The organism is Chryseobacterium nepalense, assembly GCF_023195755.1.
Taxonomy (GTDB): Bacteria; Bacteroidota; Bacteroidia; order Flavobacteriales; family Weeksellaceae; genus Chryseobacterium; species Chryseobacterium nepalense.
On the sequence record NZ_CP096203.1, the window covers coordinates 1891900 to 1917270 of the forward strand.

Sequence of the window (25371 nt, forward strand, 5' to 3'; positions counted from 1 at the left end):
ACTAAATTAAATTAGAATAAAATAAACTAAAAAGTAAAATATGATTATTTTTTTAAACTACAATAAAAATAGCAACAAAAAATATTCCGATATTACATTTTATTGTTAATATAAAATCATTAAACAGTAATAAATTCTATAATTTATCTTTTTTAAAGTAAATCGGGGCGTTTTTCTTGAGTAATTCTTACCGCTTCATCATGACGCCATTCTTCGATTTTTGCAAAATTGCCGCTCAGGAGAATTTTTGGAACTTCCAAACCTTTATAAACTTCAGGTCTTGTATAAATAGGAGGAGAAAGCAGATCATCCTGAAAACTGTCTGTTAAAGCACTTTGCTCATCATTTAAAACGCCGGGAAGCAGACGGATTACAGAATCTGCAAGAACACAGGCTGCCAGCTCGCCACCGGTGAGTACATAATCTCCGATGGAAATTTCTTTTGTAATATGAAGATCTCTTACACGCTGATCAATTCCTTTATAATGACCACATAAGAAGATAAGATTCTGTTTAATAGAAAGTGTATTGGCTATTTTCTGGTTTAAGGTGACCCCATCTGGTGTAAGATAAATAACTTCATCATATTCCCTCTGTTCTTTTAATGCGGAAATACATTTATCCAGCGGTTCTACCATCATTACCATTCCTGCTCCGCCGCCGTAAGGCTCATCATCAATCTGTCGGTGTTTATTAATCGCCCAGTCTCTCAGGTGATGAAAATGCACTTCCACCAGTCCTTTATCCATGGCTCTTTTTAAAATAGATGTTTTAAAAGGGCTTTCCATCAGTTCCGGAAGCACACTTATGATATCAATTCTCATTGTAAAGTTTCGTTTTTCTTATTCGGCGAAATTATTAATCGTAAGGAAGAATCTTTGTTAAAATAACTCCACATCCAGTTGAAGAATACGGCAAGCTTATTTCTGACGCTCAAAATTAACATTAAATGTAAGAACATCCAGAAAAACCACGCCAGAAATCCCTGAAATTTGACAAAGGGCAAATCTACAACTGCTCTGTGTTTCCCGATGGTAGCCAGAGAACCCTTATCTTCATATTCGTATTCTTTCCAGTCGGCAGTATTTTTTCTGAGAAGATTTTTACCTAAATTTTTCGCCTGGGTAATTGCTACATTTGCCACCTGAGGATGCCCCTGAGGATATTTCGGAGTTTCCATATACGCAATATCTCCAATGGCAAAGATGTTGTCGTAGCCTTTTATTTTATTGTATCGGTCTGTAATATATCGGTTTTTAATGAGCTTTTCCTGAGGAAAGCCATCAACAACATTCCCTGTAACGCCGGCTGCCCAGATTACATTATTGGAAGGGATTGTTTTTCCACTTTTCATATACACTTTATCACCATCATAATCGGTAACATATTCCTGACTTAAAAATGTTACGCCGAGATCTTTTAAATATTCTTCAGACTTATTCTGTGCTTCAGCACTCATCACTGCAAGTGGTTTTTCCGTAGAACTTACGAGAATAATCTCAAGATGGGCAAAGTTCATATACGGATAATCTCTAGGAAGAATTTCTTTTTTCATTTCGGCAAAAGCACCTGCCAGTTCCACACCGGTGGGACCGCTTCCTACAATGACAATATTCCAGTTTCCATCATCACTGCGGCTTTTTTCCAGGATCAGTTTTTCAAATGTCATCAAAACATGATTTCTGATGCTGATGGCCTCCTGTGTATTTTTCATTCCGAAAGCTTTACTTTCCAAATCTTTATTCCCGAAAAAATTGGTTTTACAACCTGTGGCAATTATGAGTTTATCATAGCTGAATTCCGCTTCCTCTGTGATTACTTTATTGTTGGCAGTATCAATTTCTTTAACTTCCGTAAGCCGGAACTGTGTATTCCTGGAACGTTGAAAAATTTTCCTGAACGGAAAAGAAATATTGGATGGCTCAATTCTTCCGCACGCTACCTGATAGAAAAGAGGCTGAAACATATGATGGTTTACCCGGTCTACAACAAGTACTTTTTTGTTTTTGTTATTTAATGTTTTCGCAAGTTGCAGCCCCGCAAAACCTCCTCCTATAATGATGATCTTTTCGCGTGTTTCCATAGTACACAAATTTACTGATTTTATTTTAGCATTTCGCAGCGAAAAAAGTTAGTTTTGCAAAACTTTATGCCACAGAAAAAGTACAGCAAAAAAACCGCCAAAAAGGTTCATGCAACCCGTAGGAAGAACTATTTTTTCCGACGCAAAGTACTATTGGCAATTCTTCTGATTGCACTTGTAGGAACAGGATTTTATCTAAAAAAGACCGTAAGCTATTATTATGCTATTTACTTTAATAAATTCGTGCACCGGAAGCTTCATAATACAGAATCTGAAACAGTAAGAATACAGAAAATCATTTCAGATAACCTTGATAAAACGTACGGTTTTGACATATCCCACTACCAAAATAAAGAAGATATTAACTGGGATAGTCTGAGCATCGGGAACAGAACCATTCCACTGGAATTTGTCGTGATGCGCGCCACCATGGGAAACCGCAATGCGGATAAACATTTTGATGATTTCTGGGAAATGGCAAAAAAGCAGGAACTTATCCGGGGTGCTTATCATTTTTACAGAGCAGATGAAGATCCTGTAAGACAAGCCAACAATTTTCTTGAAAATGTAAAACTGGAAAGCGGCGACCTGCCTCCCATTCTTGATATAGAAAAGATTCCGAAGCGTAAAACCAACGAAAAACTGATTGAAGATCTTAAAGTATGGTGCAGGATTGTAGAGGAAGCCTACGGAAAAAAACCTATTATTTACACCTATTATCATTATTACAAAGATTTTCTTAAAGGCGAATTTGATGACTATCCGCTATGGCTGGCTAATTATAATGACGTTCCTGCCCCATCACCTGATTGGGAATGGGATTTCTGGCAGTTTACAGAAAACGGGATCGTTCACGGAATCAACACCAAAGTAGATCTTGATATATACAACGGAAGTTCGTGGTCTTTGAAAAGACTTACCCTGGATTAATTTTATTCAAATTTTCTAAGATAATCTCACTTATACAGCCTGAAATTTTCTCACTTATAAAAACATTACGGGTATCTTAAAATAGCAGTGCTTTGTTTAAATTATTTAAATGGCTTCCTTTGAACCCATTCCGTTTTTGGAGAAATAGCAGGAAAAAGAATTTTCATGAAAGGATTAATTATGAAATTATTATGTTTAATCAGACCAAAAATTTCAGTGGGTTCAGCTCCGATGGTTGATTTTATTTCTAAAGCTGTTCTGCCAAAAATAATTCTTTCAAACTGATGAGTAATTCCGAATTCAACCATATCCAAAAGCATATTGAGGTAGACCTGCTTTTCTTTCTGAAGTTCTTTATGATAGCCTAAAAAGTAAGTATCAACATCATTATTATTGATCAGCAAAGTATAAAACCCAACAAGTTCGCTTTCTGAAAAATAGCCGAAGATTCTAAATTTTTCGTCAAGATTTTCCTTCATTTTCCCAAAATGGTTTTCGGCCAGGAAGAATGTATTGAATGCAGCATTATCAACTACATTATGATACAGCTTGTTCATTTCGTTCCGGTATTTATTTATTGAATCCAAATCCAGCTCACGCTTTTCTATACCCTGCAGTTTCTTTTTTGCTGCTCTTACTCGTGACCTGTATTTTTTTGAAAAGCCATTGAGATAATCATCAAATGTTTCCCAATGTTCCTTTATTTTCAGTTTCATATTAGGCTGTACGGAAAACCGGAAATATGGATCATACTCTTTTCCTTTAAACCGTTCTGCAAGAGAGTTCTGATAATCTTTAAAAATAATTAAAGACGTTTTCCTGATCTCAGACTGCATGACACCAATCGCTTTATGTAAAACTATCAAAATATCTCTTACCGGGATTTTTGAAAAATCAAAATAAAATCCGTTCTGGCCAGTCAGCATATTATTTCCGAGAATCATTACATCTTTAATAAATAAGCCTGTGAACAGACTTTTAATATTCCATCCGGAATCATTCTTTAAAGACTTTCTAAATCCAATAAAATCGATGTATTGAAACAAAGCACCTCCCACCAGTTCGTTTTGATTAAAAAAACCCACCATAAAGCACTCCATATTAGAAGGCAAAGAAGCATGAAGCGCACAAAAATATTCCTGCGAAAGCATGACATTGTGATTTCCGACCGTTGAAGACCAACATTCCGGAAAATCCTTATCTGAATGGTATATTTTTAAATGATATGACATAAAAAGGCTACGCAAAAGTAGCCTTATAATTTAATCTTTTGTAATTATTTTTGTGTTACCCAATGAAAGCCATCAACAGCATACCATCCGCAGATAATACCGCCCATAATGGTAATCGTAAGCGTCCAGTATCCCGTATTGATCATCGTATACTTCCATGATTTCCTTTCAAACATTGCATTAATGGCAATAACAGGGAAAACGAAAAGAAAACCTGTCATAAAAGAGTGCAACGCTCCGTGACCAAAAGACCTGTATGCCATCCCGTAATCTTTCATAAATGCGTGATACGATTCGTTGGCATTCATCTCATCACCACCAATCATTCCTAAAGCACCAAACTGATGAATGATTACAAAATGAAGAAAATAGGCTATAAATAATGATAAAATAATCGTAAAGACAAATACACCTACCATTTGTCCTTTCATTTTTTCCTGAGATAAACCGGCTTCTTTCATCCAAACAGTTCCGAAGACTTTAGGATGATACCATATAAAACCTGTAAGAAGAGGAATAATTGAGGCTGCTAATACTGCCCAAAAGTTGATTTGCACCATTGTTTATATTTTTATAGTTAGAATTATGAATTTACAATAAAAATCAATTCAAAATACATTTAGAATAAAAAAAACTTCAATAATATAAATATATTACAAATAAAATCTTATTTAATAGAAAATAACATAAAAAAATAAATTCATTTATTAATTTAAATTTCATAAGGTTTTACCGTTAGTAAAAAATTATATCAGGAACAAGCAAAAGTTTTATGCCTTTAATTTTTGTACTTTTGCAGCTCAATTTTTAGCATTATTAAACCATCATGAATTACGTTTCTGCAGAAAACCTCACAAAATCTTACGGTATCAAAGTTTTGTTTGAAAATATTTCCTTTCACATCAATGAAGGCGACAAAATTGCCATTGTTGCCAAAAACGGAAGCGGAAAATCTACCCTGTTGAAAATTTTAATGGGAAAAGAGATTGCAGACAGCGGAACAGTGATGATCAATAAAGATATTCAGGTGGTATTATTTGATCAGGAAATTGATTTCAATCCGGATCTTACAATAGATGAATTCATGATGACACTGGATTCCGAGCCTATTTTAGCATTAAAAAATTATCATAAATCGCTTCATTCCACTGATCATGATTTCATTGAAAAAGCACTGGCCGGGATGGAAACTCATAAAGCATGGGATCTGGAAAACGAGATGAAGCAGATTCTTTCCCAGCTTAAAATCACCGATCTTGAAGCAAAAATGGGAACGCTTTCCGGAGGACAGATCAAACGTGTCGCTCTCGCAAAACTTCTAACGGAAACAAGAGCAGAACATCGCCATACTTTACTAATTATGGATGAACCTACCAACCACCTCGATGTGGAAATGGTAGAATGGCTGGAAAACTACCTTAATAAAGCTAAAATCACCCTACTCCTTGTAACCCACGACAGGTATTTCCTGGATAGCGTCTGCGATATCATCTGGGAAATGGAAGATAAAAACCTGTATTTCCACAACGGTTCTTATGCTACTTATCTGGAAAATAAAATGATCCGGGAAGACAACCTGAATGCAACCATCGACAAAGCCAATAATCTTTACCGAAAGGAACTGGAGTGGATGCGCCGCCAGCCGAAAGCCAGGACCACAAAATCCAAATCCAGAATTGACTCCTTTTACGAAACAGAAAAAGTAGCCAAAACAGATACCAGAAAACAAGGTCTCGAACTTGATTTTGAAATGAAAAGGCTTGGTAATAAAATTCTCGAACTTAAACATATTGACAAAAGCTTCGGAAGTAAAGTTTTGTTAAAAGATTTCAGCTATCAGTTTCAGAGAGGCGAAAAAGTAGGTATTGTAGGAAAGAACGGAGCCGGAAAATCTACTCTTTTAAATATTATCCAGGGATTTGAAAAAGCAGATCATGGTGAAATTGAGACCGGAGAAACGATTCATTTCGGATATTTTTCACAGAAAGGACTCGTTTATAAAGAAGATGAAAGAGTGATTGATTTCATCAAAGAAGTTGCTGAATATTATCCTCTTGCTAATGGAAAAAGCCTTTCGGCATCGCAGTTTTTAAGATTGTTTTTATTTGATGATCAAACGCAGTATTCTCCGATATCAAAGCTTTCAGGCGGTGAAAAAAGAAGACTTCACCTGATGTATATTTTATATCAAAACCCTAATTTCCTGATTTTTGATGAACCTACAAACGATCTTGACCTCCCAACCTTAACAGTTCTGGAAAACTTCCTGCAGCAGTTTCAGGGTTCACTCATTATTGTCTCGCACGACAGGTATTTTATGGACCGGATTGTAGACCATATTCTGGCATTTGAAGGAGAAGGAAAAATTAAAGATTTTGTTGGGAATTTTTCTGAATACAGAGAGGCAATGAGTAAGGAAGAATCTACGGAAAAAACGGTAGCACAAAAACAGCCGGAATCTTCCAAAGCAAACACACCAACAGATTCTTTAAATACAACCAAAAAGAAAAAGCTTTCCTTCAAAGAGCAGCGCGAACTTGAGACTATTGAAAAAGAAATGCCCGAACTGGAAGATCAACGGAAAAAAATTCTCGATCAGCTTAATAATGAATCTGATTATGAGAAAATATCAAAACTTTCCGCAGATCTCGAGAATATCTCTGAAAAACTGGAAAACCATGAAATGAGGTGGCTTGAACTTCAGGAGATTCTGGGAGAAGGATAATAAGTTTGAGAGTGAGAGCGTTTTAGAGTAAAAGTTTTTGCAGATAACACTATCACTCTAAAACACTACAATCTATAATTACATGTAAACTACTTTTTGAGCATCTGAGCTCTCCAGTGCAGCATCGATAATTTTCATATTTTTAATGATTTCTTCTGCCGGAGAAGGCAATGCATATCCGAAAACGATGAACTCATAAATCTGCTGGTAATAATTCATATAATTTCCCGGCTCGCTGGAAGTAAGCATTCTTTCAGTTTCCTTATTTTCATTTAAAAAATTCAGAATTCCGTCTGCTTCTTTGAGAGGTTTTGTCCACTCTTTACCGTATTCAGGAATAGCTCCGGCTGCCAGCTCATTTTCCTGATTATCCGTTCTTTCCTGAAGAAAGCTTCCTTTTTCTCCGTGAATGGCATATGCATAATGCGCCTCTTTAGTAAATACCGAAGATTTCAGTCTTACTCTCAGATTATTCTGATAATACAGAACAATTTCAAAATAATCATTGGCAAAATCTTTTCCTTTCATTGAAAATACATCAGCGAACAATTTTTCAGGGAGACCAAAATACTGAGTTGCCTGATCTATCAAATGTGACCCGAGGTCATGCAGCGATCCGGAACCTGTAGCCTCAGGGTTTTCTTTATGCGCTTTTCCGCTGGGCTCTGTGCGAAACCTGTCGAAACGTATTTCCGCTTCTTTAATATCTCCTAATTTCCCTTCATTCATGATTTTCTGAACCTGGAGATAATCCCGGTCAAATCTTCTGTTCTGATAAACGCTCAGGAACAGACTTTTCTCTTCGGCAAGTTTTACCAGCTCCTCGGCTTCAGCAACATTCACCGTAAAAGGCTTTTCAACAATTACATTTTTACCGGCTTCCAAAGCCATTTTTACATATTCAAAATGAGTCTGAACCGGTGTGTTTACCACAACCAATTCAATATCCGCATTCTGCAGCATCTCCTCTACGGAACGATAAATGGTTGCTTCAGTGTATTTTTCTTTAGATTCCTCCTTGCTCCTTTCTACAATAGCCGACAAGAAAAATCCCGGATGTTCTTTTAAAAAAGGTGCATGAAATATTTTTCCGCTCATTCCGAAGGCGCAGAGTCCCGTTTTTACCAATTGCATAATTATTTTTTACCAAAGTTATTCATAAACATTCAATTTATTTAAGAAATAACCAAACACATTTCTTAAAAAAATGATAAAAATCACCTCTTAATTTTTATTAATTCTAAATAATAATATACTTTTGCAATTATTTAAATTCAATCTAAATAGCATAAACTATAATGAAAAAGCAGCTAGTAACTTTAGGGATATTATTCACAGCCGTATCCTTAAATGCACAAATGAAAAACACTGAAGCTGATACCGTTAGGATCCAGAATATTGAGGATGTCAATCTTCATAAAACAGGAAATCCCAACAAGGCAAGACCATTATCCACGAAATCTAATCTGACGATAATGGAAACCCCGCAACCCATTGCTATTGTAACCCATGAAATTATTGAGCAACAGCAGGCAAAACAGCTCAGCGATGTACTTCAAAACGTTAATGGTATTTACATTACATCATCAAGAGGAAATTCCCAGGATAGTTTCGGTGGACGTGGTTTTATATTAGGAAATGATAATATTTTCAAAAACGGTTCCAGAATAAACAGCGGTGTTTTTCCTGAAGTGAGCGGCCTGGAAAGAGTTGAAGCTCTTAAAGGAGCCAACGCTATGCTATACGGAAATACAGCTGCAGGCGGCGTGATTAACATGATTACAAAAAAACCCAAATTCAATTTCGGAGGAAGTGTGGGGATGAATGCAGGAAGCTGGAACTCTTACAAACCTTTAGTTGATATTTATGGACCACTTTCTAAAAATATAGCCTTCAGGGTAAACGGGACTTATGAATATGCAGAAAGTTTCAGAGACGTTGTTCAGTCCGAAAAATATTATTTCAATCCGTCATTTTTATTCAATTTAAGTGACAGATCACAATTAATTGTTGAAGCCGACTACCTTAAAAATGATTTTACCCCGGACTTCGGAATCGGGTCTATTACCAATAAAGACCAAAGCTACAGATTAAACGACGCTGTTTCCAGAAATGTCTTTTTCGGAACAGACTGGCAATATCAAAATGTGGAACAGGTATCAACTAACGTCACTTTCAACCATCAATTCAATGAAAGATGGTCTTTGAATGCTACTGCAGCTTATCAGAATTATACAAAAGATTATTTTTCATCAGAAAGAGTACAGTGGATATACGATAAAACGGTAGATCCTGACAGACTATCATGGAAAAGGCCTTTCGGTAAAACATACAATGAGCAGAATTATACTTCTGCACAGGTGAATATCAACGGAGAATTCAATACCGGAAAAATCAACCATAAAGTATTAATCGGTTCAGATGCAGATTACAGCCAGGCTGACGCTTATACTTATAATGTAACCGCTCCTGTAAATATTTTATTTTTAGACGATCCGTCTACATGGGGAAGTATTGACATGCCTGCCTCAGCTCTTAATACAAAAAACAGAATCAATACAAGAAGAATTGGTTTATATGCACAGGATTTCATCAGCCTGACCAAACAATTTAAAGTTATTGCGGGATTAAGATGGTCTTATGTTGAAAATATGCCAACGATTACAACACGCTTTACAACCGATGAAAAATTTGAAGTGGCAAATTCATCAACATCAGACAATGCATTTTCTCCAAAAGTAGGTTTGGTTTATGCACCTAATGAAAATCTTTCCGTTTTTGCGACGTATACTAATTCATTTGTTTCAAATTCAGGATATACTTCAGATCAGTTTGGTACCGTTAATACCAATCAGCCCGTTACACAAATTCAGAACCAACTGAACAGTTTATCAAGACAAAGCATAAAACCCACCACTGTTGATCAGTACGAAGTAGGGGTAAAAAAGAATTTCTGGAATAATGCTTTAGGGGTTAATCTGACTGCTTATCAAATTATGTACAATAATTATTACCAGACCTACTGGTTTGCCGGAGCAAACGGAGCACCGGTAAATGCTACAGACACTAACCTGAAAGAGTTTGCCGGAAAAATGAGAAGCCGCGGTGTGGAATTGGACATCACCGGAAATCCTACAGAAAATATATCAATAATCGGAGGATTCTCTTATAATAATTCTGTTTATATTGATACTCCGGAAAAAGGATATGTTGAAAATCAGAGATTAGTAAGAACACCTGCTACAACAGCGAATGCTTCTGTCTTTTATAAATTCACCAAGTATGCAAAAGGATTAAAAGTCGGAGCCGGCGTTTATTATATAGGTGACAGAATCGCAGGATGGAATGATACAAAATCTACAAATACAAGCAGGAATAATGTAAGCAGAATGTTTGATCTAAAAGACTATACAACGGTTTCATTATCCGTAGGCTACGAATGGAAGAAGTTCATGATCCAGGGAAGAGTCGGCAACCTGTTTGATGTAGTGAATTATAATGTTCATGAAAATTACTCGGTCAATCCGATTACACCAAGAAATTACTACTTTACATTAACCTATAAGCTTTAAAAGACTAATATTAATTTTTTCATAGAAAGTGGGAATTGCCTTTAATTGCAGTTTCCACTTTGAAATTTAAAACAAAAACTATAATATGGATAAGATTAAGGACACAAGAAGTTTCATGAGAATTACCCACCGTTACCTGGGCTATTTCCTTGCCGGTATCATGGCAGTATATGCGGTAAGTGGTGTTTTGCTGGTGTACAGAGATACCGATCTTCTTAAAAAAGAAAAAAAGTACGATAAGGTAATTGAAAAAAATCTTGATGAAAAAGCGCTCGGCAAAGAGCTGAAAATAAAAAATTTCGAAGTTGAAAAAAAGGAAGGAACTGTTCTGACATTTAAACAGGGTACTTATGATGCGGCAACGGGGCAGGCAAAATACTCAAAAAAGGAACTTCCATTTGTTCTTGATAAAATGACAAAACTTCACAAAGCTCAGTCGAAAGATACGCTGTCTCCATTAAATACTTTCTTTGGAATTTCGTTATTCTTTTTTGTGATTTCGAGTTTCTGGATGTTTAATCCAAAAACAAAAGCTTTCAAACGCGGAATGATTTTTACGGCAGCAGGACTTGTGGTATCAATATTATTGTTGCTATTATAATTTAGTAAAAATTACATACCATACTTTTATTTTTTTTAAAATTTTAATCAAAGCCTTCAAATTCACCAAACATTGATTAGTTGGCACATTTATTGTTTTTCAGAAAGCACAAATGATAAATATAAATATTAAAATAATAAATTATGAAAAAGCTAATTTTATCAGGGATACTAGCGGTAGCAGGTCTAGCTACAACCATGAATGCACAAATTCAAAAAGGAAACTGGATGGTTGGAAGTAGTTTAATATCAAGTAACTTCGGATTAAACACTGGTGGAGGTTATAACATTGCTATTCAGCCAAAAGGAGCATATTTCATTGAAGATAACGTAGCATTAGGAGGTTATGTAGATCTTGGATTCAATAAGGTTACCAATGGAAGCCCAACAGAATTCACTTATGGAGTTGGTGCTTTAGGACGCTATTTCCTTTCACCAGGAGAAAAAGGTGTTGATAATCTTCTAAATCACGGACGTTGGTTTTTTGAAGGAAATGTAGGAATCGGAGGAAGATCTGTTGAAAACGGAGATTCTACTACTGGGTTAGATTTCGCAGTAGGGCCAGGTTATTCTTACTTTATCACTCCGAATATCGGTCTGGAAGGATTAGTAAAATACAGAGGAAGAGCAGGTTTTGGAAATGAAGGATTGAATTCCAACATTACATTCAATGTAGGTTTCAGTATCTATATCCCGACATCAAAGGCCAGACAGGTAGCTAATGATGTTGCACAATAAGAATCACTTCACACACATTATATACACGTAAAATTGAAATCGCCGCGGAAAGAATTTTCCGCGGCGATTTTCGTACAAATTAAAACTAAACTATAAAAAATCAAATAAATCATATATTTGGCTGAGGCGTATATCTCAGATATGGCTTAATTTCTTTTACGCCTTTCGGAAATATCTTTTTCGCCTCTTCTGTTGAAACGCTAGGCGGAACAATGACATCGTCGCCATCCTGCCAGTTCACCGGGGTTGCCACTTTGTGGGAATCTACAAGCTGAAGAGAGTCAAGAACTCTCAGAATCTCATTAAAATTCCTTCCAGTTGACGCCGGATAAGTAATAATGAGCCTTACTTTTTTTTCAGGGTCAATAATCAGAAGTGATCGTACCGTAGCGGTGGCTGAAGCATTAGGGTGGATAAAATCGTACAGTTCGGAAATTTTACGGTCTTTGTCGGCTATAATCGGGAACTGTACATCAGTTTGCTGGGTTTCATTAATATCTTTAATCCAGTTCTGATGATCTTCCACTCCATCTACGCTTAAAGCGATTACCTTAGTTCCCCGTTTATCAAATTCCGATTTAAGTTTTGAAGTATATCCCAATTCCGTTGTGCAAACCGGTGTATAATCCGCCGGATGAGAAAACAAGATCCCCCAGGAATCTCCTAAATATTCATAAAAACTAAGATTTCCCAATGACGTTTCCGCCTGAAAATCCGGTGCTGTATCTCCTAATTTAATTGACATAATATTTTGCTCTTATTAGTCTACAAATTTAGTAGAGTTTTTGAAACTGGCAAAATTTTTGTTTAAAAAATTGTAATTATTTTAAAAAGATATTATGCAGAAAAGTGGCTTAAGCTATGTAGATGTTGTATACAATGTACTTGAAAACTGGTATCTGAAGTTTGCAGAGATTACTCCAAAACTTATTGTCGGGATTATTATATTTTCATTGTTTCTTTTGACCAGTAAATATTTAAGTTTAGTTTCGGTTAAAATATTTCACAAGCTTTTTCCTAAAAGTAAAAAAGAAAGCTCTTTAATAACTCTTATAGGCGTATTCCGGTTTCTTATTGTGTTGATGGGAACATTCATTGCCTTGGAAATCATGGGTTTAAGCGGCTTTTTATGGAAGTTTATCGGAAGTCTCGGAGTTGCGGGGGTTATTGCCGGGGTTGCCTTGAAAGATCTGGTTTCCAGTATATTCTCCGGGATGCTGATCGGTATTGATAAAGCTTTTAAAGTAGGCGATTATGTCACAATAGGAAATAACTCAGGAACGGTTACCGAAATTGGTTTTCTCACAACAAAAGTTATTGCTGATGACGGCAAGAAAGTTTATATTCCCAATCAGGTTATTTTTAATTCTCCATTTTATAATTTCACCGCCTCTCCGCAAAGAAAAATATACCTGAATTTTGAAATTCCGGCTGACCAGAATGTTGCAAAAGCTCAGCAATCTGTTCTTGAAGTGGTGAAAAGTCTTGAAAATGTAGACCGCCCGGAAACCGCAACAGCAATTCTTACCGACCTGAAGCAGGGTATTTTTAATCTTCAGGTAAAATTTCCAATGGTTGTAGGAGCAGACATGATGCTGCTGAAAAGCATTGCTTATTTCGAAATAAAGAAAAGACTGGATTCGGAAGGCATTCAGCTCGTAACTCCAACGAGCATTAGTATTACCGAAAGTACGACCAGTGAGAAGAAAGGCTAAAAAAAAAGCAACCCTTGTCGGGTTGCTTTCTTATTATACTGATGATGATAAACTATTTTTTGATAATTAATTTTTCTGAAATTTTCTCACCATTCTCAAGAATTAGCGAGATCACATAGTTTCCATTCATTAGACTGTTTACATTTACCTGAGTTGTTCCTTTGAAACTTCCTGTCTGCAGCAGCCTTCCGGAAGCATCAAATAACTTAAAGTCTGCTTTTTCAGAAGCATTTTTCAGCCTGATATTTACCACATCATGGGAAGGATTCGGATAGATAGACAAGCTTTTTATACCCGCTTCGGCAGTTGAGAGAACTTGTGTGATCTCAAAGGACGAAGCATTAAGAGCATAATAAATATTATTGACAGCCTTCACCATGATTCTTGCAGAAGCAACATTTTCATTAGGCAATGTTACATTAGCAGAACCTGTATTCGGTGTACTTGCGGCAAGAACTGTATTAAATGTCAATCCGCCATCTTTGGATAAAAGAATGCTCACATTTTGTGTATTGATAGCTCCGGTATTGGTTCCTGCCACATTCCATGTCACAGGAATGTTTGTGTTTCCGGAATAACTTTCTCCTGCGAGCCCCTGTGAAGTTACCTCAAATGGTCCGTCATTAGTAACCGTAACCACCATTACATCTCTTGCAGCCTGATTTCCGGTTGCTTTATTATCATTCACTACAAGTGAAAAATTCAACGTTCTGGCGACACTTGGAGTAACTTCCCATTTCGGAACCAGATTATTAGCCAACACAGAACTTAATGCAGGTAAATATCTCGAAGGAGAAGCTGTCGGGGTTAAAGACCGGTAAACAGGACCCGCTGTTGCAGTAGATACGGGAGGCTGCGTATTATTGGTATTATCGTATTGCTCCCACAAATAGGTTAAAGGATCTCCATTAGGATCTGTTCCCGTACCTGTTAAAACGAAAGCAGTCCCCTTCGGAATGATATAATCTGCCCCCGCATCAGCAATAGGCACACCATTACCATTGGATATCTTACTTGCACAATCGCTGGCTCTTTGCAGAACAGCATACATTTCCAAAATACTTGCTGCATGGAAATACGCATCACTGTTATTCTGAACATTATTGCTGGCTCCGCAGATTCCCGCATACGCCATAATAGTGCTGCCACTTCCCGGCTCATACGCTGTGGCATTGTTAAAATTCCCGTTGCACGAACCACTGGCCGCCCTGAAAGTATGATTGGCTCCAAACTGATGTCCCATTTCATGCGCCACATAATCAATATCAAACGGATCTCCGATTGGTGCTCCGGAACCGGTAACACCCCTTGCCTTATTCCCTGAAACGCAAACAACTCCCAAACCGGCCAGACCTCCGCTGTTAGTTCCGAAAACATGACCTATATCATAGTTGCCAGAACCAATAATATTGTTTGTATTAGTCTGGTTTTCATTGATCATTGTTCCGGGATCTCCATTGGTGAATGGATCAGTAGCAGCATTTGTATAGATCAGCTGATTGTTATTGGCTACCATGACCATTGTGGTAGAAATCGTTTTTTCATACACACCGTTTACCCGCGTCATTGTTGTAGCCATTGCGGCCATTGCCAGCGCAACGGTCCCTCCGTGAAAGGTTGTATACTCTCCCGTTGCGGAAAGCGCAAGTCTGTAGGTCCTGAACTGCCCGTCTGAAACTAACGGTGCTTTGTTTGCAGAGCTGTTATTTTTTAGTTCATCCAGTTTATCTTCAACATGACATTCGAACAGTCGGTTATTGGGAGGTAAATCTTTTCTTTTATATAAGATAAAGGCAGAATTGTCTTTCGTATAACTATCTAAATAGCTGATGTCCCAATGATCAAAGTACATTACACTGATTCCTGCTGAAGGAGTTACACTGAAACGGATCGTATTTTCAGGATGATTTTTCTGCCATCCTGTATATGATCTTATCTCGGGAAATTTTGCCTGCAGTTCAGGTTCCATTACGGAAGCTTCCTGAATGATGTAGTCCCGGATGTTACCGTCTGAATCCGGAAATTTAATAACTACACTTTCATTTCCGGAAAAACGCTGCGGGGCTTTTTTAAGATCTGTTTTAATTTTTTCCAAATCAGCCTGGTACAAAGTAAAAGTGTTTGGATTTGTCCATCTCGGATTGAGATTTTCCTTGCTGATCTTGGGATCTTTAAGCTTCGACCAGTAGTTTTGCTGGCCAAAAGCCTGTGCTACAATCAATAAGCACGAGAAGATAAATGTTTTACTTTTCATATTAGTTGTATATTAGTATTGAATAATGACTTCTTTTATGTCTAATTTTTCATTTAACTTTAATAAAATATCAGGTGAAATTCTACTTGTTTTGTTCAAATCCGGATTTTCAAACTCTTTCACTTTTACGTACAATACATTTTTATAAAATGATACTGAATCAATTGAAACATCGTTGGAATTTTTTAACGCAGGTTTAAGAATAATATACGTTTCATTTTCAACCACAGCAGGAATTGGTGAAAATCTGTTACCGCTGTTTTTCTGATGAATGATCCTGAAAACCTCATCCATTTTCTGCTGAGTGTTGATGATAAAATAGTTCCCGGAAGTTATGGTAAATGAGTAATGATTTTTATCTTCGAAAGAAATTGGTTTTTGCTGCATCGCATTATCTACGCCAATCTGAGACCGACAGCTAAGAAATAAAAAGAGAAAAAAGTATAGAAACGGTCTCATTTTAACATCCTTTATTGTAAATATAACAATTTTAAGATGAATATTTTATAGTTTTAATTGAAATTATTCTAAATCATCTGCACAAAAAAACCGTTTCGGAATTGAAACGGTTTTTATATTGATAAGAAATTCAGACTATGCTAAAACTTCTTTTACTTTATTTGCTGCTTCTTCAAGAGTGATTGCAGAGTGAACCGGAAGTCCGGAATCATCAATTAATTGTTTAGCTTCAACAGCATTTGTTCCCTGTAATCTTACGATCAACGGAACAGGAAGACTTCCCATCGCTTTGTAAGCATCTACAACTCCCTGGGCAACTCTGTCACATCTTACGATACCTCCGAAGATATTGATCAGGATTGCTTTTACATTCGGATCTCTCAAGATAATTCCGAAAGCGGTCTGTACTCTCTGTGCATCGGCAGTACCACCAACATCCAGGAAGTTTGCAGGATTACCACCAGATAATTTGATGATATCCATTGTTGCCATTGCAAGACCTGCTCCGTTTACCATACAAGCAACGTTACCATCCAGTTTTACGAAGTTAAGACCTGCTTCACCCGCTTCAACATCCATTGGATCTTCTTCTCTCGTATCTCTAAGTTCAGCTAAGTCTTTATGACGGAATAATGAATTGTCATCAAGTGTTACCTTCGCGTCTACTGCAATGATTTTATTGTCAGAAGTCTTTAACACAGGGTTGATTTCAAAAAGAGAAGCATCAATTCCTGTATAAGCATTGTATAAAGCTGTGATGAATTTTACAAATTCTTTGAAAGCATTCCCTTCAAGACCAAGGTTGAAAGCAATTTTTCTTGCCTGGAATCCCTGCAGCCCTAAAGCAGGATCAATGATTTCTTTATGAATAAGGTGAGGCGTAACCTCAGCCACATGCTCGATATCCATCCCTCCTTCTGTAGAATATACAACGGTATTTTTACCTTCAGCTCTATCTAAAAGGATAGAAACATAAAATTCTTTTGTTTCAGTTTCTCCCGGATAATATACATCCTCAGCAACCAATACAGAGTTTACTTTTTTACCTTCGGCAGAAGTCTGTGGAGTGATCAGCTGCATTCCGATGATGTTCTGAGCGTTTTCTTTAAGCTTATCCATATTCGGAGAAAACTTTACACCGCCACCTTTACCACGTCCGCCAGCGTGAATCTGTGCTTTCACCACCCATCCCTGAGCTCCGGTTTCTGCAGTTAGCTTTTCAGCAGCAGCTACAGCTTCATCTACGTTGTTTGCAACGAAACCACGTTGGATAGCTACTCCATACTTTGATAAAATCTCTTTTGATTGATACTCGTGAAGATTCATATTATTTTTATTATTTTATTTTAATATTTAAAGGTTGACAAATTTAATAAAAATGAATAAGGCAGGAAAGTATTTTATTGATGTTTAAAGTCACTTTATTGCAAAATCTGCTATTTTTTCTTCAGCAGGAACTCAAGAGGGATTGCAAGTCTTTTATTCCATGCCTCTTCGCTGTGGTTTTCTCCCGGAAAATACATCGTTTTCCAGCTGGCATCCGAGAAGCCTGCTTTTGCCATTATCCGGTCGGCTTTTTTCTGAATATCCGGATAAAGCGCATCCAAAGTTTTATCTCCACAATCAAAATAGATTTTATGACTCTTAGGATCCGGAAGATTTTTACTCAAGTATTTTAAAACCGAATCGGGAAAAGGGTTATTATCTAGAGTGAAAGTACCCGGCCAGTGTGTTGAAAGGCAGGCGGCTCCGCCGAAAATATCAGGATATTCGCAGATGGCATACATGGAAATAAGCCCTCCCATGCTGCTTCCTGCAATGAAAGTGTGTGCCTTGTCTTTATACGTTGAATATTTTTTATCGATAAATGGTTTAAGTTCTTTTACCAGAAACTTGAGGTAATTATCCGAATTAGGAGAAAAAACCAGATCGGAACTTCCCGATTTTGTCAATTGAGCCCGAACCGTATCTTTTTGTGTTGCTGTAAGACTTTCAAAAGGTTTTTGCGGAAAATAATCCAAATGCCTTAATTTCGAATCATTCCAGATTCCCACCACAATTGTATTCTGAATTTTCTTGTTTCTAATAAGATCTGAAATAATATCATCCACATTCCACGACTGCTTATTCCATGTTGTCTCCGGATCATACAGCATTTGGCCGTCCTGCATATATAACACCGCATATTTTCGGGACGCAGAATAGCCTTCCGGAAGCCAGACATCTACATTTCTCGGTGTTACATATTGAGATTTAAAATCTGCTGTTCTTTCGATTCTGCCACTAACAACATTCGGAATCTGCGCATTGTATTTTAGAAAAAGAAAAGACAAACAAAGAGATAATAAAATTTTTTGCATTATTCTATAATTTTTGCAAATATATGTCAACCTAATATATTTAATATTTTGAGATTAGTTGATAATTTTAAACAGATTAAATACTATAATAGTATTACTATCATAAATAATATTTAAATAACTTTTGGTATAAGTTTTGCTAAAGTAAATAAAACTACTTTATATATAAAAATGGAATTCCAGGTAAAATTTAAAGTCAACGAAACATTATACTTAAAAAACCCCGAAAACAGTGAGATCGGAAAGGCCATCGTGAAGAATTCTATTGAACTGATATACGAAACAGGCTTTGAAAGCTTTACATTTAAAAAATTAGCACAGAAAATCAGCTCTACGGAAGCCACGGTTTACAGATATTTTCCGTCTAAACATAAATTACTCACTTATATCTTAAACTGGTATTGGTCTTATATTGAATTTATTTCTAAGCTAAGGTTGCAGGAAATTAAAGAACCTCAGCAAAAAATGGAGAAAATTCTGGAAATTATCACCCATAATGATACTACCCAAGACAGCATTGAAGACTATGATCTCAGCAAACTTCACAGTATTGTTATTGCAGAAAGCAGCAAATCTTATCTGGTAAAAGAAGTAGACGAAATCAATCAGGAAATGGTTTTTAGTCCACTTAAAAGTCTGTGCAATTTTTTTGGAGAAGTAATCACCCAGGCAAAACCGGATTTTCCCTATCCTAAGTCATTTGCCAGTACTTTGCTGGAAACAGCGCACGATCAGCAGTTTTTCAGTGAACATTTGCCTAAGCTTACCGATAATCATATAAAAAGAACAGAACATAAAAAGTATGTACTTGATTATCTGCGTTTTATTACCTATAATCTTATAAAATAACAGCAAATCAATGGAAAACTCTCCTAAACAATACGGTTATAATCTTTTTAAATATATTACAAAAGAAAAGAAAGACGTTACCAATATTTATTTTTACGCTATTTTAAACGGTCTGGTTCAGCTTAGTGTTCCTCTGGGAATACAGTCTATTATCAGCTTTGTTATGGGAGCAACCATGGCAACATCCATTTATATCCTGATTATTTTTGTTGTGATCGGAACCTGGCTCGTAGGGTATTTCAGGCTTAAGGTGATGCAGATTATTGAAAAAATCCAGCAGAAAATATTTGTGGAATTTTCCGTCGCCTTTACCGAAAAGATTCCTAAAGTAAATCTTTCAAGTACCAGGAAATACTATCTTCCGGAACTTGTAAACCGTTTTTTCGACACCCAGAATCTGCAAAAGGGAATTTCAAAAATTTTACTGGAAATTCCTACCGCACTGATACAGATCATTTTCGGTCTTCTTCTATTATCTTTTTATCATCCCTGGTTTCTGATCTTTGGAGCACTTGTAGTACTGAGTGTCGTGCTTATTTTTAATTTTACCATGGAAAGCGGGATAAAATCCAGTATTGAGGAAAGCGACAAAAAGTATGAAACGGCAGCATGGATAGAAGATCTGGCCGCATCGGTAAAATCTTTTAAAATAAACTCAGAAACAGAGATTCATCTTAAAGGAATTGATGAACGCGTAACAGGATATCTTGAACACAGAACTTCCCATTTTAAAGTTCTTGAAATTCAATATAAGACAATTATTGCTTTTAAAGTTATTATCACACTGGCAATGCTGGTTATAGGAACTTATCTTCTCGTCAACCAAAAGCTTAATATCGGGGCGTTTATCGCTACGGAAATTGTTGTATTAAGTATTATGGCAGCAGTAGAAAAACTCATTATAAGCTTAGAAAGCTATTATGATGTAATTGCTTCCCTCGCCAAACTTAACAAAGTGACAGAGCTTGCTGAAGAGAAAAACGGAGAAATTATTTTCGCCAACCAAAATGAAGGTATTGAAATTGAATTTAAAAACGTCGACTTTTACTTCAACAGCAATGTCCATATACTTCAGGATATCAATTGTATTATCAGGGAGAATGCCATAACGGTAATTTCCGGTGAGCTGGGATCAGGAAAATCACTCCTCCTGAATATGATGGCCGGATTTTACGAACCGCCTGCAGGAAGTGTCTTAATTAATAAAATTCCATTAAAAAATATTGATAAAGAAAAACTCCGGACGGAAATGGGCGTGTATCTCGAAGATATGAGAATGATCCAGGGAACCGTTCAGGATAATATTTTAATGGGGAATGAAAATATTAATATGGAAGATGTAATGGAATTATCGGAAAGAATTGGTACGGAAAATATTTCAAGTCAGTTCACAAGCGGTTTCTTTACCGAAATAAGTGAAACAGATCCCGAAATCTCATTCAGTTCCAAGAAAAAAATCCTGCTCCTCCGTGCATTAATCGGAGAGAAAAAGCTGCTGTTGCTTGAAGATCCGGTTGACGGAATGAACGAAATTTTCAAGAACAAAATGCTGCAGTATCTTAAGGAGATCAGCTATAAAACGACCATCGTGATTGTTTCTCAAAATTCCGAAATTATTGATTACGCAGATCATCATCTGCATTTGAAAAACGGAACTTTAAAAACTTTATCTTAAAAATACAGGTATGAAAATTCAGTCTTTTGATAATATATATAATATCCACAAAAAATCATACGTAAAAAGATGGTTTTTGTCATTCTTCATTTTGGCGATTATTGTACTGTTTCTTCCATGGACCCAAAATATCAAGGTAGTGGGGAATGTAACTACACTTTATCAGGAACAGCGCCCGCAACAGCTAAACTCCCCCATTCCCGGAAAAATAATCAAATGGTATGTAAAAAACGGGGACTATATTAAAAAAGGAGACACTATTCTACAGCTTTCTGAAGTAAAGGATGATTATTTTGATCCGTTGCTTGTAAAAAGAACTGAGCAGCAGGTAGAAGCAAAAAAAGGAGTAAGGGATTATTACGAAGCTAAAGTAGGAACCACCAATAATCAGCTTCAGGCGCTTGCCACAGCCAAAGATCTTAAATTGAATCAAATTGATATAAAAATCAGCCAGCTTAAAAACAAGCTCGCAGGTGAAGAAGCAGAACTTGCCGCTGCAACCAATGAGCTTAAGCTTTCTGAAGACCAATATACCAGACAGAAAAAAATGTATGATGAAGGGCTGGTTTCTTTAACTCAGTTCCAGCAACGAAGCATATCTTATCAGAATGCTATCGCTAAAAAAACGGCTTCCGAAAATAAGGTAGCTCAAACCCGTCAGGAAATCTCGAATATGGCGATCGAGCAGAACGCAGTAATTCAGGATTATACCGAAAAGCTAAGTAAAACCGAAGGAGAGAGATTTCAGAGCATGGGACAGATTGAAGGCAGCGAAGGAGATATTGCCAAGCTGGAAAACCAGGTAGCCAATTATAAATTCCGCCAGGGACTTTACTTTATTGTTGCTTCCCAGGATGGCCAGGTTGTTCAGCTTAATAAAGCAGGAATCGGGGAAATTCTTAAAGAAACGGAAAGCATCGGGATTATTGTTCCGAAAACGGTAGATTATGCTGTTGAAATTTACATTAAACCGGTTGATCTTCCGCTTATTAAAGAAGGACAGCGCGTAATGTGTATTTTTGATGGGTTCCCGGCTATCGTATTCTCGGGATGGCCGGATTCAAGCTACGGAACATTCGCCGGAAAAGTAATTGCCATTGAAAATAACATTAGTGCGAACGGCCTTTTCAAAGCCCTGATCGTGGAAGATAAAACCCAGAAAAGATGGCCTCCAAAAATCAGAATGGGCACCGGAGTTCAGGGAATTGCCATTCTGAATGATGTTCCGGTCTGGTACGAACTATGGCGGAATATCAATGGTTTCCCGCCAGATTATTATGAAGTTAAAACTGCAAAAAACGGTCAGAATGAAAAACAGAAATAAAATCATATTTCTCTTTGCCATACTGTTTTGTGGAATGCTTTCAGCACAGGATTCACTGAAAATATCCGCAAAGGAATTTATTTCCATTGTAAAAAATTACCATCCCTTAGCCCTAAAATATCAGCTTCAGAATAAAATTGCAACAGCAGAAATTACCAGCGCAAGAGGAAATTTCGATCCGGTTCTTGGCGGAAAGCTTGGAGAAAAAAACATTGACGGAATACAATACTATCGACAAAGGAATCTGGAGCTTGGCATCCCAACATGGTACGGGATTGATCTTACGGCTAGCTACAACTACATAGATGGGGAAAAACTCAATAACAGCGATACTAAAGGCGGACTCTATCAGTTTGGGGTTACTGTTCCATTGGCTAAAAACCTTTTGTATGATAAAAGAAGAGCCATGCTGGAACAGGCTAAATACGCCCTGAAAATGACCGAAGCAGAACAGGCAGTTCTTACCAACGATCTCCTTCTGGAGGCCGAAAACACCTATTGGGAATGGGTCAAGAACTTTGAAATTTACCAGCTTCAGCGCAGAGCTGTTTTAATTAATGAAGAACGTCTTGAGCTCACAAAAAAGACATTTAATTTTGGTGAAAGGCCTGCCATTGATACCGTAGAAGCAGCCTCACAGCTACAGAGCTTCCGGCTTCAGGAGCGGGATGCCTTCCTGAATTTCGTGAAAAGCACACAGGATTTACAGCTTTTTTTATGGAAAGATAACAGAGATCTTTATGACTTGGCTGCTATGATTTATCCTTCAGATACAATGAGCAGCAGTGAAGCTTTCAATAACTTTGAAATGCTGATACAGCAGGTGGAAAATCAAAATCTGAGCGATCATTTTTCGCTACAATATTATTTTCAAAAACAAAATATTCTTGAAAGCGAAAGAAGATTAAAATGGCAAAGCTTTCTTCCTAAGCTTGATTTTACCTATAATTTTTTTAACAAAGAAAATTACAGAGCAGATTACCTACCGCTTTTTGACAATAATTTCCAATACGGACTGAAGCTGGAAATCCCTATTTTCCAAAGAGAGGCGAGAGCCAATTACCAGATTGCAAAACTTAAAATTGAACAAAACACATTGGATACCCAGGTGAAAAGAAGAGAACTTGAAACAAAAATCCTTACTTATAAAAATGAAGTGACTAACTATCATTCGCAGATTGATATTGCTCGGGATAATCTTACAAATTACCAGCGGCTTCTTCAGGCTGAAGAGATCCGCTATAACAATGGGGAAAGCTCACTGTTCCTTATCAACTCAAGGGAAAATAAGATGATTGACGCTCAGGAAAAATTTATTCTTCTCAACAATAAATTCCTGAAAAGCTACAACAAACTAAAGTGGATGAAAGAAAATTTTCAGTTTAATTAAAATTATTTAGGGAAAATCTTATTCCTCGGATAATTTTTCCGACTGGGAGCCAATAAACGGAATTTTCGGAGCCAGGAAATACCCGGTGAGACTTGCAAAAAGTATTGGAACGAAATAGGTAAAACCGGTTAATGTTCCCAGAATAATCGTTGTACTCATCGGCGTTCTGGTAACACAAGCGTTAATGGCAGCCATGCAGCTCACAATGGCAAGCGTAGTATCAACAGATGGAAACAGCTGGTGGATGATTAACCCTAAAGTAGTCCCCACAAAAAAAAGCGGAATAATAAAGCCACCTCTCCATCCGGAAGTTACCGTAATAGCAATAGCTAAAATTTTAAAAACCAAAACAACAATTAAAAAATTTAGCGCAAAATCACCATTGATCAGCTGATTAATTTCATTATGCCCGAAATATCTTGTAATGGGAAAATAAAAAGCGATGATTCCGAGAATAACTCCGCCAACCAGGGTTTTAATGTAGATTGGAAATTTCCTGTATTCAAAAATGCGTTTGAAAAATTTCACCACAAAAATAAAAATCCATCCGAAAACAGTTCCGATAATCCCGAAAGCCGTTGCATAGGCAAAATCATAAACTCCTGTATAATGATAGGCTTTCAGGTTCCAGGTGGCTCCTATTCCCAAGTGGATAATCAGTGCAAACATAAGATAACTGAAACAGCTTGCTACCAAAGCCGGAATAATTGCTTTGTAATATTCGACAGCATGCTTATGATGAAGGATTTCAAGGGAGAAAAGACTTCCGCCAAGCGGAGCCCCGAAAAGTGCCGTAAAACCGGAGGCCATTCCTGCAATACTGAGAGAACGCAGCTCTTCCCCTTTCAGTCTGAAAATTTTTCCGAGCCATGTTCCTGTAGAACCAGTAACCTGTACCAACGGGGCTTCAGGTCCTAAACTCCCTCCCGATGCCACACAAAACAGGGAAGATAAGATCATGGAAGGATTGTTTTTAGGATCAAGTTTTCCTTTATTGAAACGGATGTTATTAACAATAAGATGAATCTCACCCGGATCACCGATGAAATGAATAACCAGACCAGCCAGCAGACCACTTATTGCCATCGTAGGAATTACCATCCATCCTTGAAATTCAGCTAAGAATTCCGTGAAATGTTCAAGGACAATCCAATACAACCCGGCAATTACACCGCCGACCAATCCTGTAATGGCCCACATGAAAAAAGTACGGCTGAACACAAACGGGTTAAACCGGATCGGCTGATCCAAAAGGTTGAATGTTCTTATAATACGCCGTCTTCTGTTGATTTTCATTTTAATTTATTTTTAAAATTACGATCATCATTTGTTGTTATAAGAATGACTATTTGAAAACTTTCATTGAATGAATCTTCAAAAACAAAAAGCATCGTTTCTTAAGATCGTATTGAGATGCTTCGACAAGCTCAGCATGACACTGCTAATACTACACGTTTCGACGCTC

21 protein-coding genes are annotated in these 25371 nt (G+C 36.9%); 10 read left to right on the plus strand and 11 right to left on the minus strand.

Translation table 11 applies throughout. The annotated features are described in order from the left end of the window. Positions 1 to 152: 152 nt before the first annotated feature. Together trmD and M0D58_RS08145 are read right to left on the minus strand one after the other, a co-directional pair. Entirely contained in the window at positions 153 to 824 is a 672-nt protein-coding gene (gene trmD, locus M0D58_RS08140; RefSeq protein ID WP_248394858.1) for a tRNA (guanosine(37)-N1)-methyltransferase TrmD, read from the minus strand. Beyond that, complete coding sequence (locus M0D58_RS08145) at positions 821 to 2083, minus strand: NAD(P)/FAD-dependent oxidoreductase (protein ID WP_248394860.1); 1263 nt, start codon at positions 2081 to 2083, stop codon at positions 821 to 823. The genes trmD and M0D58_RS08145 overlap by 4 nt, the downstream gene beginning before the upstream one ends. 66 nt (positions 2084 to 2149) lie before the next feature. Here M0D58_RS08145 and M0D58_RS08150 point away from each other — a divergent pair, with 66 nt between their 5' ends. Beyond that, positions 2150 to 3013 (plus strand): glycoside hydrolase family 25 protein, encoded by an 864-nt coding sequence (locus M0D58_RS08150; RefSeq protein WP_248394861.1) that lies wholly within the window; start codon positions 2150 to 2152, stop codon positions 3011 to 3013. 101 nt (positions 3014 to 3114) lie between these two features. Here M0D58_RS08150 and M0D58_RS08155 read toward each other — a convergent pair whose 3' ends face one another. Then, entirely contained in the window at positions 3115 to 4164 is a 1050-nt protein-coding gene (locus M0D58_RS08155; protein WP_248394863.1) for a peptidogalycan biosysnthesis protein, read from the minus strand. 125 nt (positions 4165 to 4289) lie between these two features. Further along, positions 4290 to 4805: a DUF1761 domain-containing protein gene (locus M0D58_RS08160; RefSeq protein WP_345892715.1), complete on the minus strand. Its 516-nt coding sequence runs from the start codon at positions 4803 to 4805 to the stop codon at positions 4290 to 4292. 266 nt (positions 4806 to 5071) lie between these two features. On the opposite strand from M0D58_RS08160, the gene M0D58_RS08165 reads away from it, so the two are divergent. Further along, positions 5072 to 6970 (plus strand): ABC-F family ATP-binding cassette domain-containing protein, encoded by a 1899-nt coding sequence (locus M0D58_RS08165; protein WP_248394864.1) that lies wholly within the window; start codon positions 5072 to 5074, stop codon positions 6968 to 6970. Between the two features lie 78 nt (positions 6971 to 7048). Here the strand turns inward: M0D58_RS08165 and M0D58_RS08170 are convergent, their stop codons facing one another. Beyond that, a complete protein-coding gene (locus M0D58_RS08170) occupies positions 7049 to 8104 on the minus strand; it encodes a Gfo/Idh/MocA family oxidoreductase (RefSeq protein ID WP_248394866.1) in 1056 nt (351 codons plus the stop codon). Between the two features lie 164 nt (positions 8105 to 8268). Between M0D58_RS08170 and M0D58_RS08175 the strand changes: the two genes are divergently transcribed. The 3 genes from M0D58_RS08175 (at position 8269) to M0D58_RS08185 (ending at position 11880) form a co-directional block, all read left to right on the plus strand. After that, entirely contained in the window at positions 8269 to 10542 is a 2274-nt protein-coding gene (locus M0D58_RS08175) for a TonB-dependent siderophore receptor (protein WP_248394868.1), read from the plus strand. Positions 10543 to 10627: 85 nt separating this feature from the next. Beyond that, positions 10628 to 11143 carry a hypothetical protein gene (locus M0D58_RS08180; RefSeq protein WP_248394869.1) on the plus strand — a complete coding sequence of 172 codons (516 nt, stop codon included), beginning with the start codon at positions 10628 to 10630 and terminating at the stop codon, positions 11141 to 11143. A gap of 143 nt (positions 11144 to 11286) precedes the next feature. Continuing rightward, the gene (locus tag M0D58_RS08185) at positions 11287 to 11880 is read left to right on the plus strand and encodes a hypothetical protein (protein WP_248394870.1); all 594 of its coding nucleotides are present in this window, start codon (positions 11287 to 11289) and stop codon (positions 11878 to 11880) included. Between the two features lie 109 nt (positions 11881 to 11989). Here M0D58_RS08185 and M0D58_RS08190 read toward each other — a convergent pair whose 3' ends face one another. Further along, on the minus strand, positions 11990 to 12625 hold the full coding sequence (locus M0D58_RS08190) for a peroxiredoxin (protein ID WP_248394871.1): 636 nt from the start codon (positions 12623 to 12625) through the stop codon (positions 11990 to 11992). Positions 12626 to 12719: 94 nt separating this feature from the next. On the opposite strand from M0D58_RS08190, the gene M0D58_RS08195 reads away from it, so the two are divergent. Next, on the plus strand, positions 12720 to 13595 hold the full coding sequence (locus M0D58_RS08195; protein WP_248394872.1) for a mechanosensitive ion channel family protein: 876 nt from the start codon (positions 12720 to 12722) through the stop codon (positions 13593 to 13595). A 52-nt stretch (positions 13596 to 13647) separates the two neighbouring features. Here the strand turns inward: M0D58_RS08195 and M0D58_RS08200 are convergent, their stop codons facing one another. The 4 genes from M0D58_RS08200 to M0D58_RS08215 all read right to left on the minus strand — a co-directional run bounded on the left by M0D58_RS08200 (position 13648) and on the right by M0D58_RS08215 (position 18668). Further along, on the minus strand, positions 13648 to 15849 hold the full coding sequence (locus tag M0D58_RS08200) for a reprolysin-like metallopeptidase (protein ID WP_248394873.1): 2202 nt from the start codon (positions 15847 to 15849) through the stop codon (positions 13648 to 13650). 12 nt (positions 15850 to 15861) lie between these two features. After that, positions 15862 to 16236, minus strand: a complete 375-nt coding sequence (locus tag M0D58_RS08205) for a hypothetical protein (protein ID WP_248394874.1) — start codon at positions 16234 to 16236, stop codon at positions 15862 to 15864. A 207-nt stretch (positions 16237 to 16443) separates the two neighbouring features. Next, positions 16444 to 17634, minus strand: a complete 1191-nt coding sequence (gene sucC, locus M0D58_RS08210) for an ADP-forming succinate--CoA ligase subunit beta (protein WP_248394875.1) — start codon at positions 17632 to 17634, stop codon at positions 16444 to 16446. 110 nt (positions 17635 to 17744) lie between these two features. Next, complete coding sequence (locus tag M0D58_RS08215) at positions 17745 to 18668, minus strand: alpha/beta hydrolase (protein WP_248394876.1); 924 nt, start codon at positions 18666 to 18668, stop codon at positions 17745 to 17747. Positions 18669 to 18839: 171 nt separating this feature from the next. Here M0D58_RS08215 and M0D58_RS08220 point away from each other — a divergent pair, with 171 nt between their 5' ends. The 4 genes from M0D58_RS08220 to M0D58_RS08235 are packed head-to-tail and all read left to right on the plus strand — an operon-like array spanning position 18840 to position 23906. Continuing rightward, the gene (locus M0D58_RS08220) at positions 18840 to 19517 is read left to right on the plus strand and encodes a TetR/AcrR family transcriptional regulator (RefSeq protein WP_248394878.1); all 678 of its coding nucleotides are present in this window, start codon (positions 18840 to 18842) and stop codon (positions 19515 to 19517) included. Positions 19518 to 19527: 10 nt separating this feature from the next. Then, on the plus strand, positions 19528 to 21192 hold the full coding sequence (locus M0D58_RS08225) for a peptidase domain-containing ABC transporter (RefSeq protein ID WP_248394880.1): 1665 nt from the start codon (positions 19528 to 19530) through the stop codon (positions 21190 to 21192). 10 nt (positions 21193 to 21202) lie between these two features. Continuing rightward, positions 21203 to 22516, plus strand: a complete 1314-nt coding sequence (locus tag M0D58_RS08230; protein ID WP_248394882.1) for an HlyD family secretion protein — start codon at positions 21203 to 21205, stop codon at positions 22514 to 22516. Beyond that, on the plus strand, positions 22500 to 23906 hold the full coding sequence (locus M0D58_RS08235; protein WP_248394883.1) for a TolC family protein: 1407 nt from the start codon (positions 22500 to 22502) through the stop codon (positions 23904 to 23906). The genes M0D58_RS08230 and M0D58_RS08235 overlap by 17 nt, the downstream gene beginning before the upstream one ends. A gap of 18 nt (positions 23907 to 23924) precedes the next feature. Here M0D58_RS08235 and M0D58_RS08240 read toward each other — a convergent pair whose 3' ends face one another. Then, positions 23925 to 25202 (minus strand): chloride channel protein, encoded by a 1278-nt coding sequence (locus M0D58_RS08240; protein WP_248394884.1) that lies wholly within the window; start codon positions 25200 to 25202, stop codon positions 23925 to 23927. Positions 25203 to 25371: the final 169 nt, after the last annotated feature.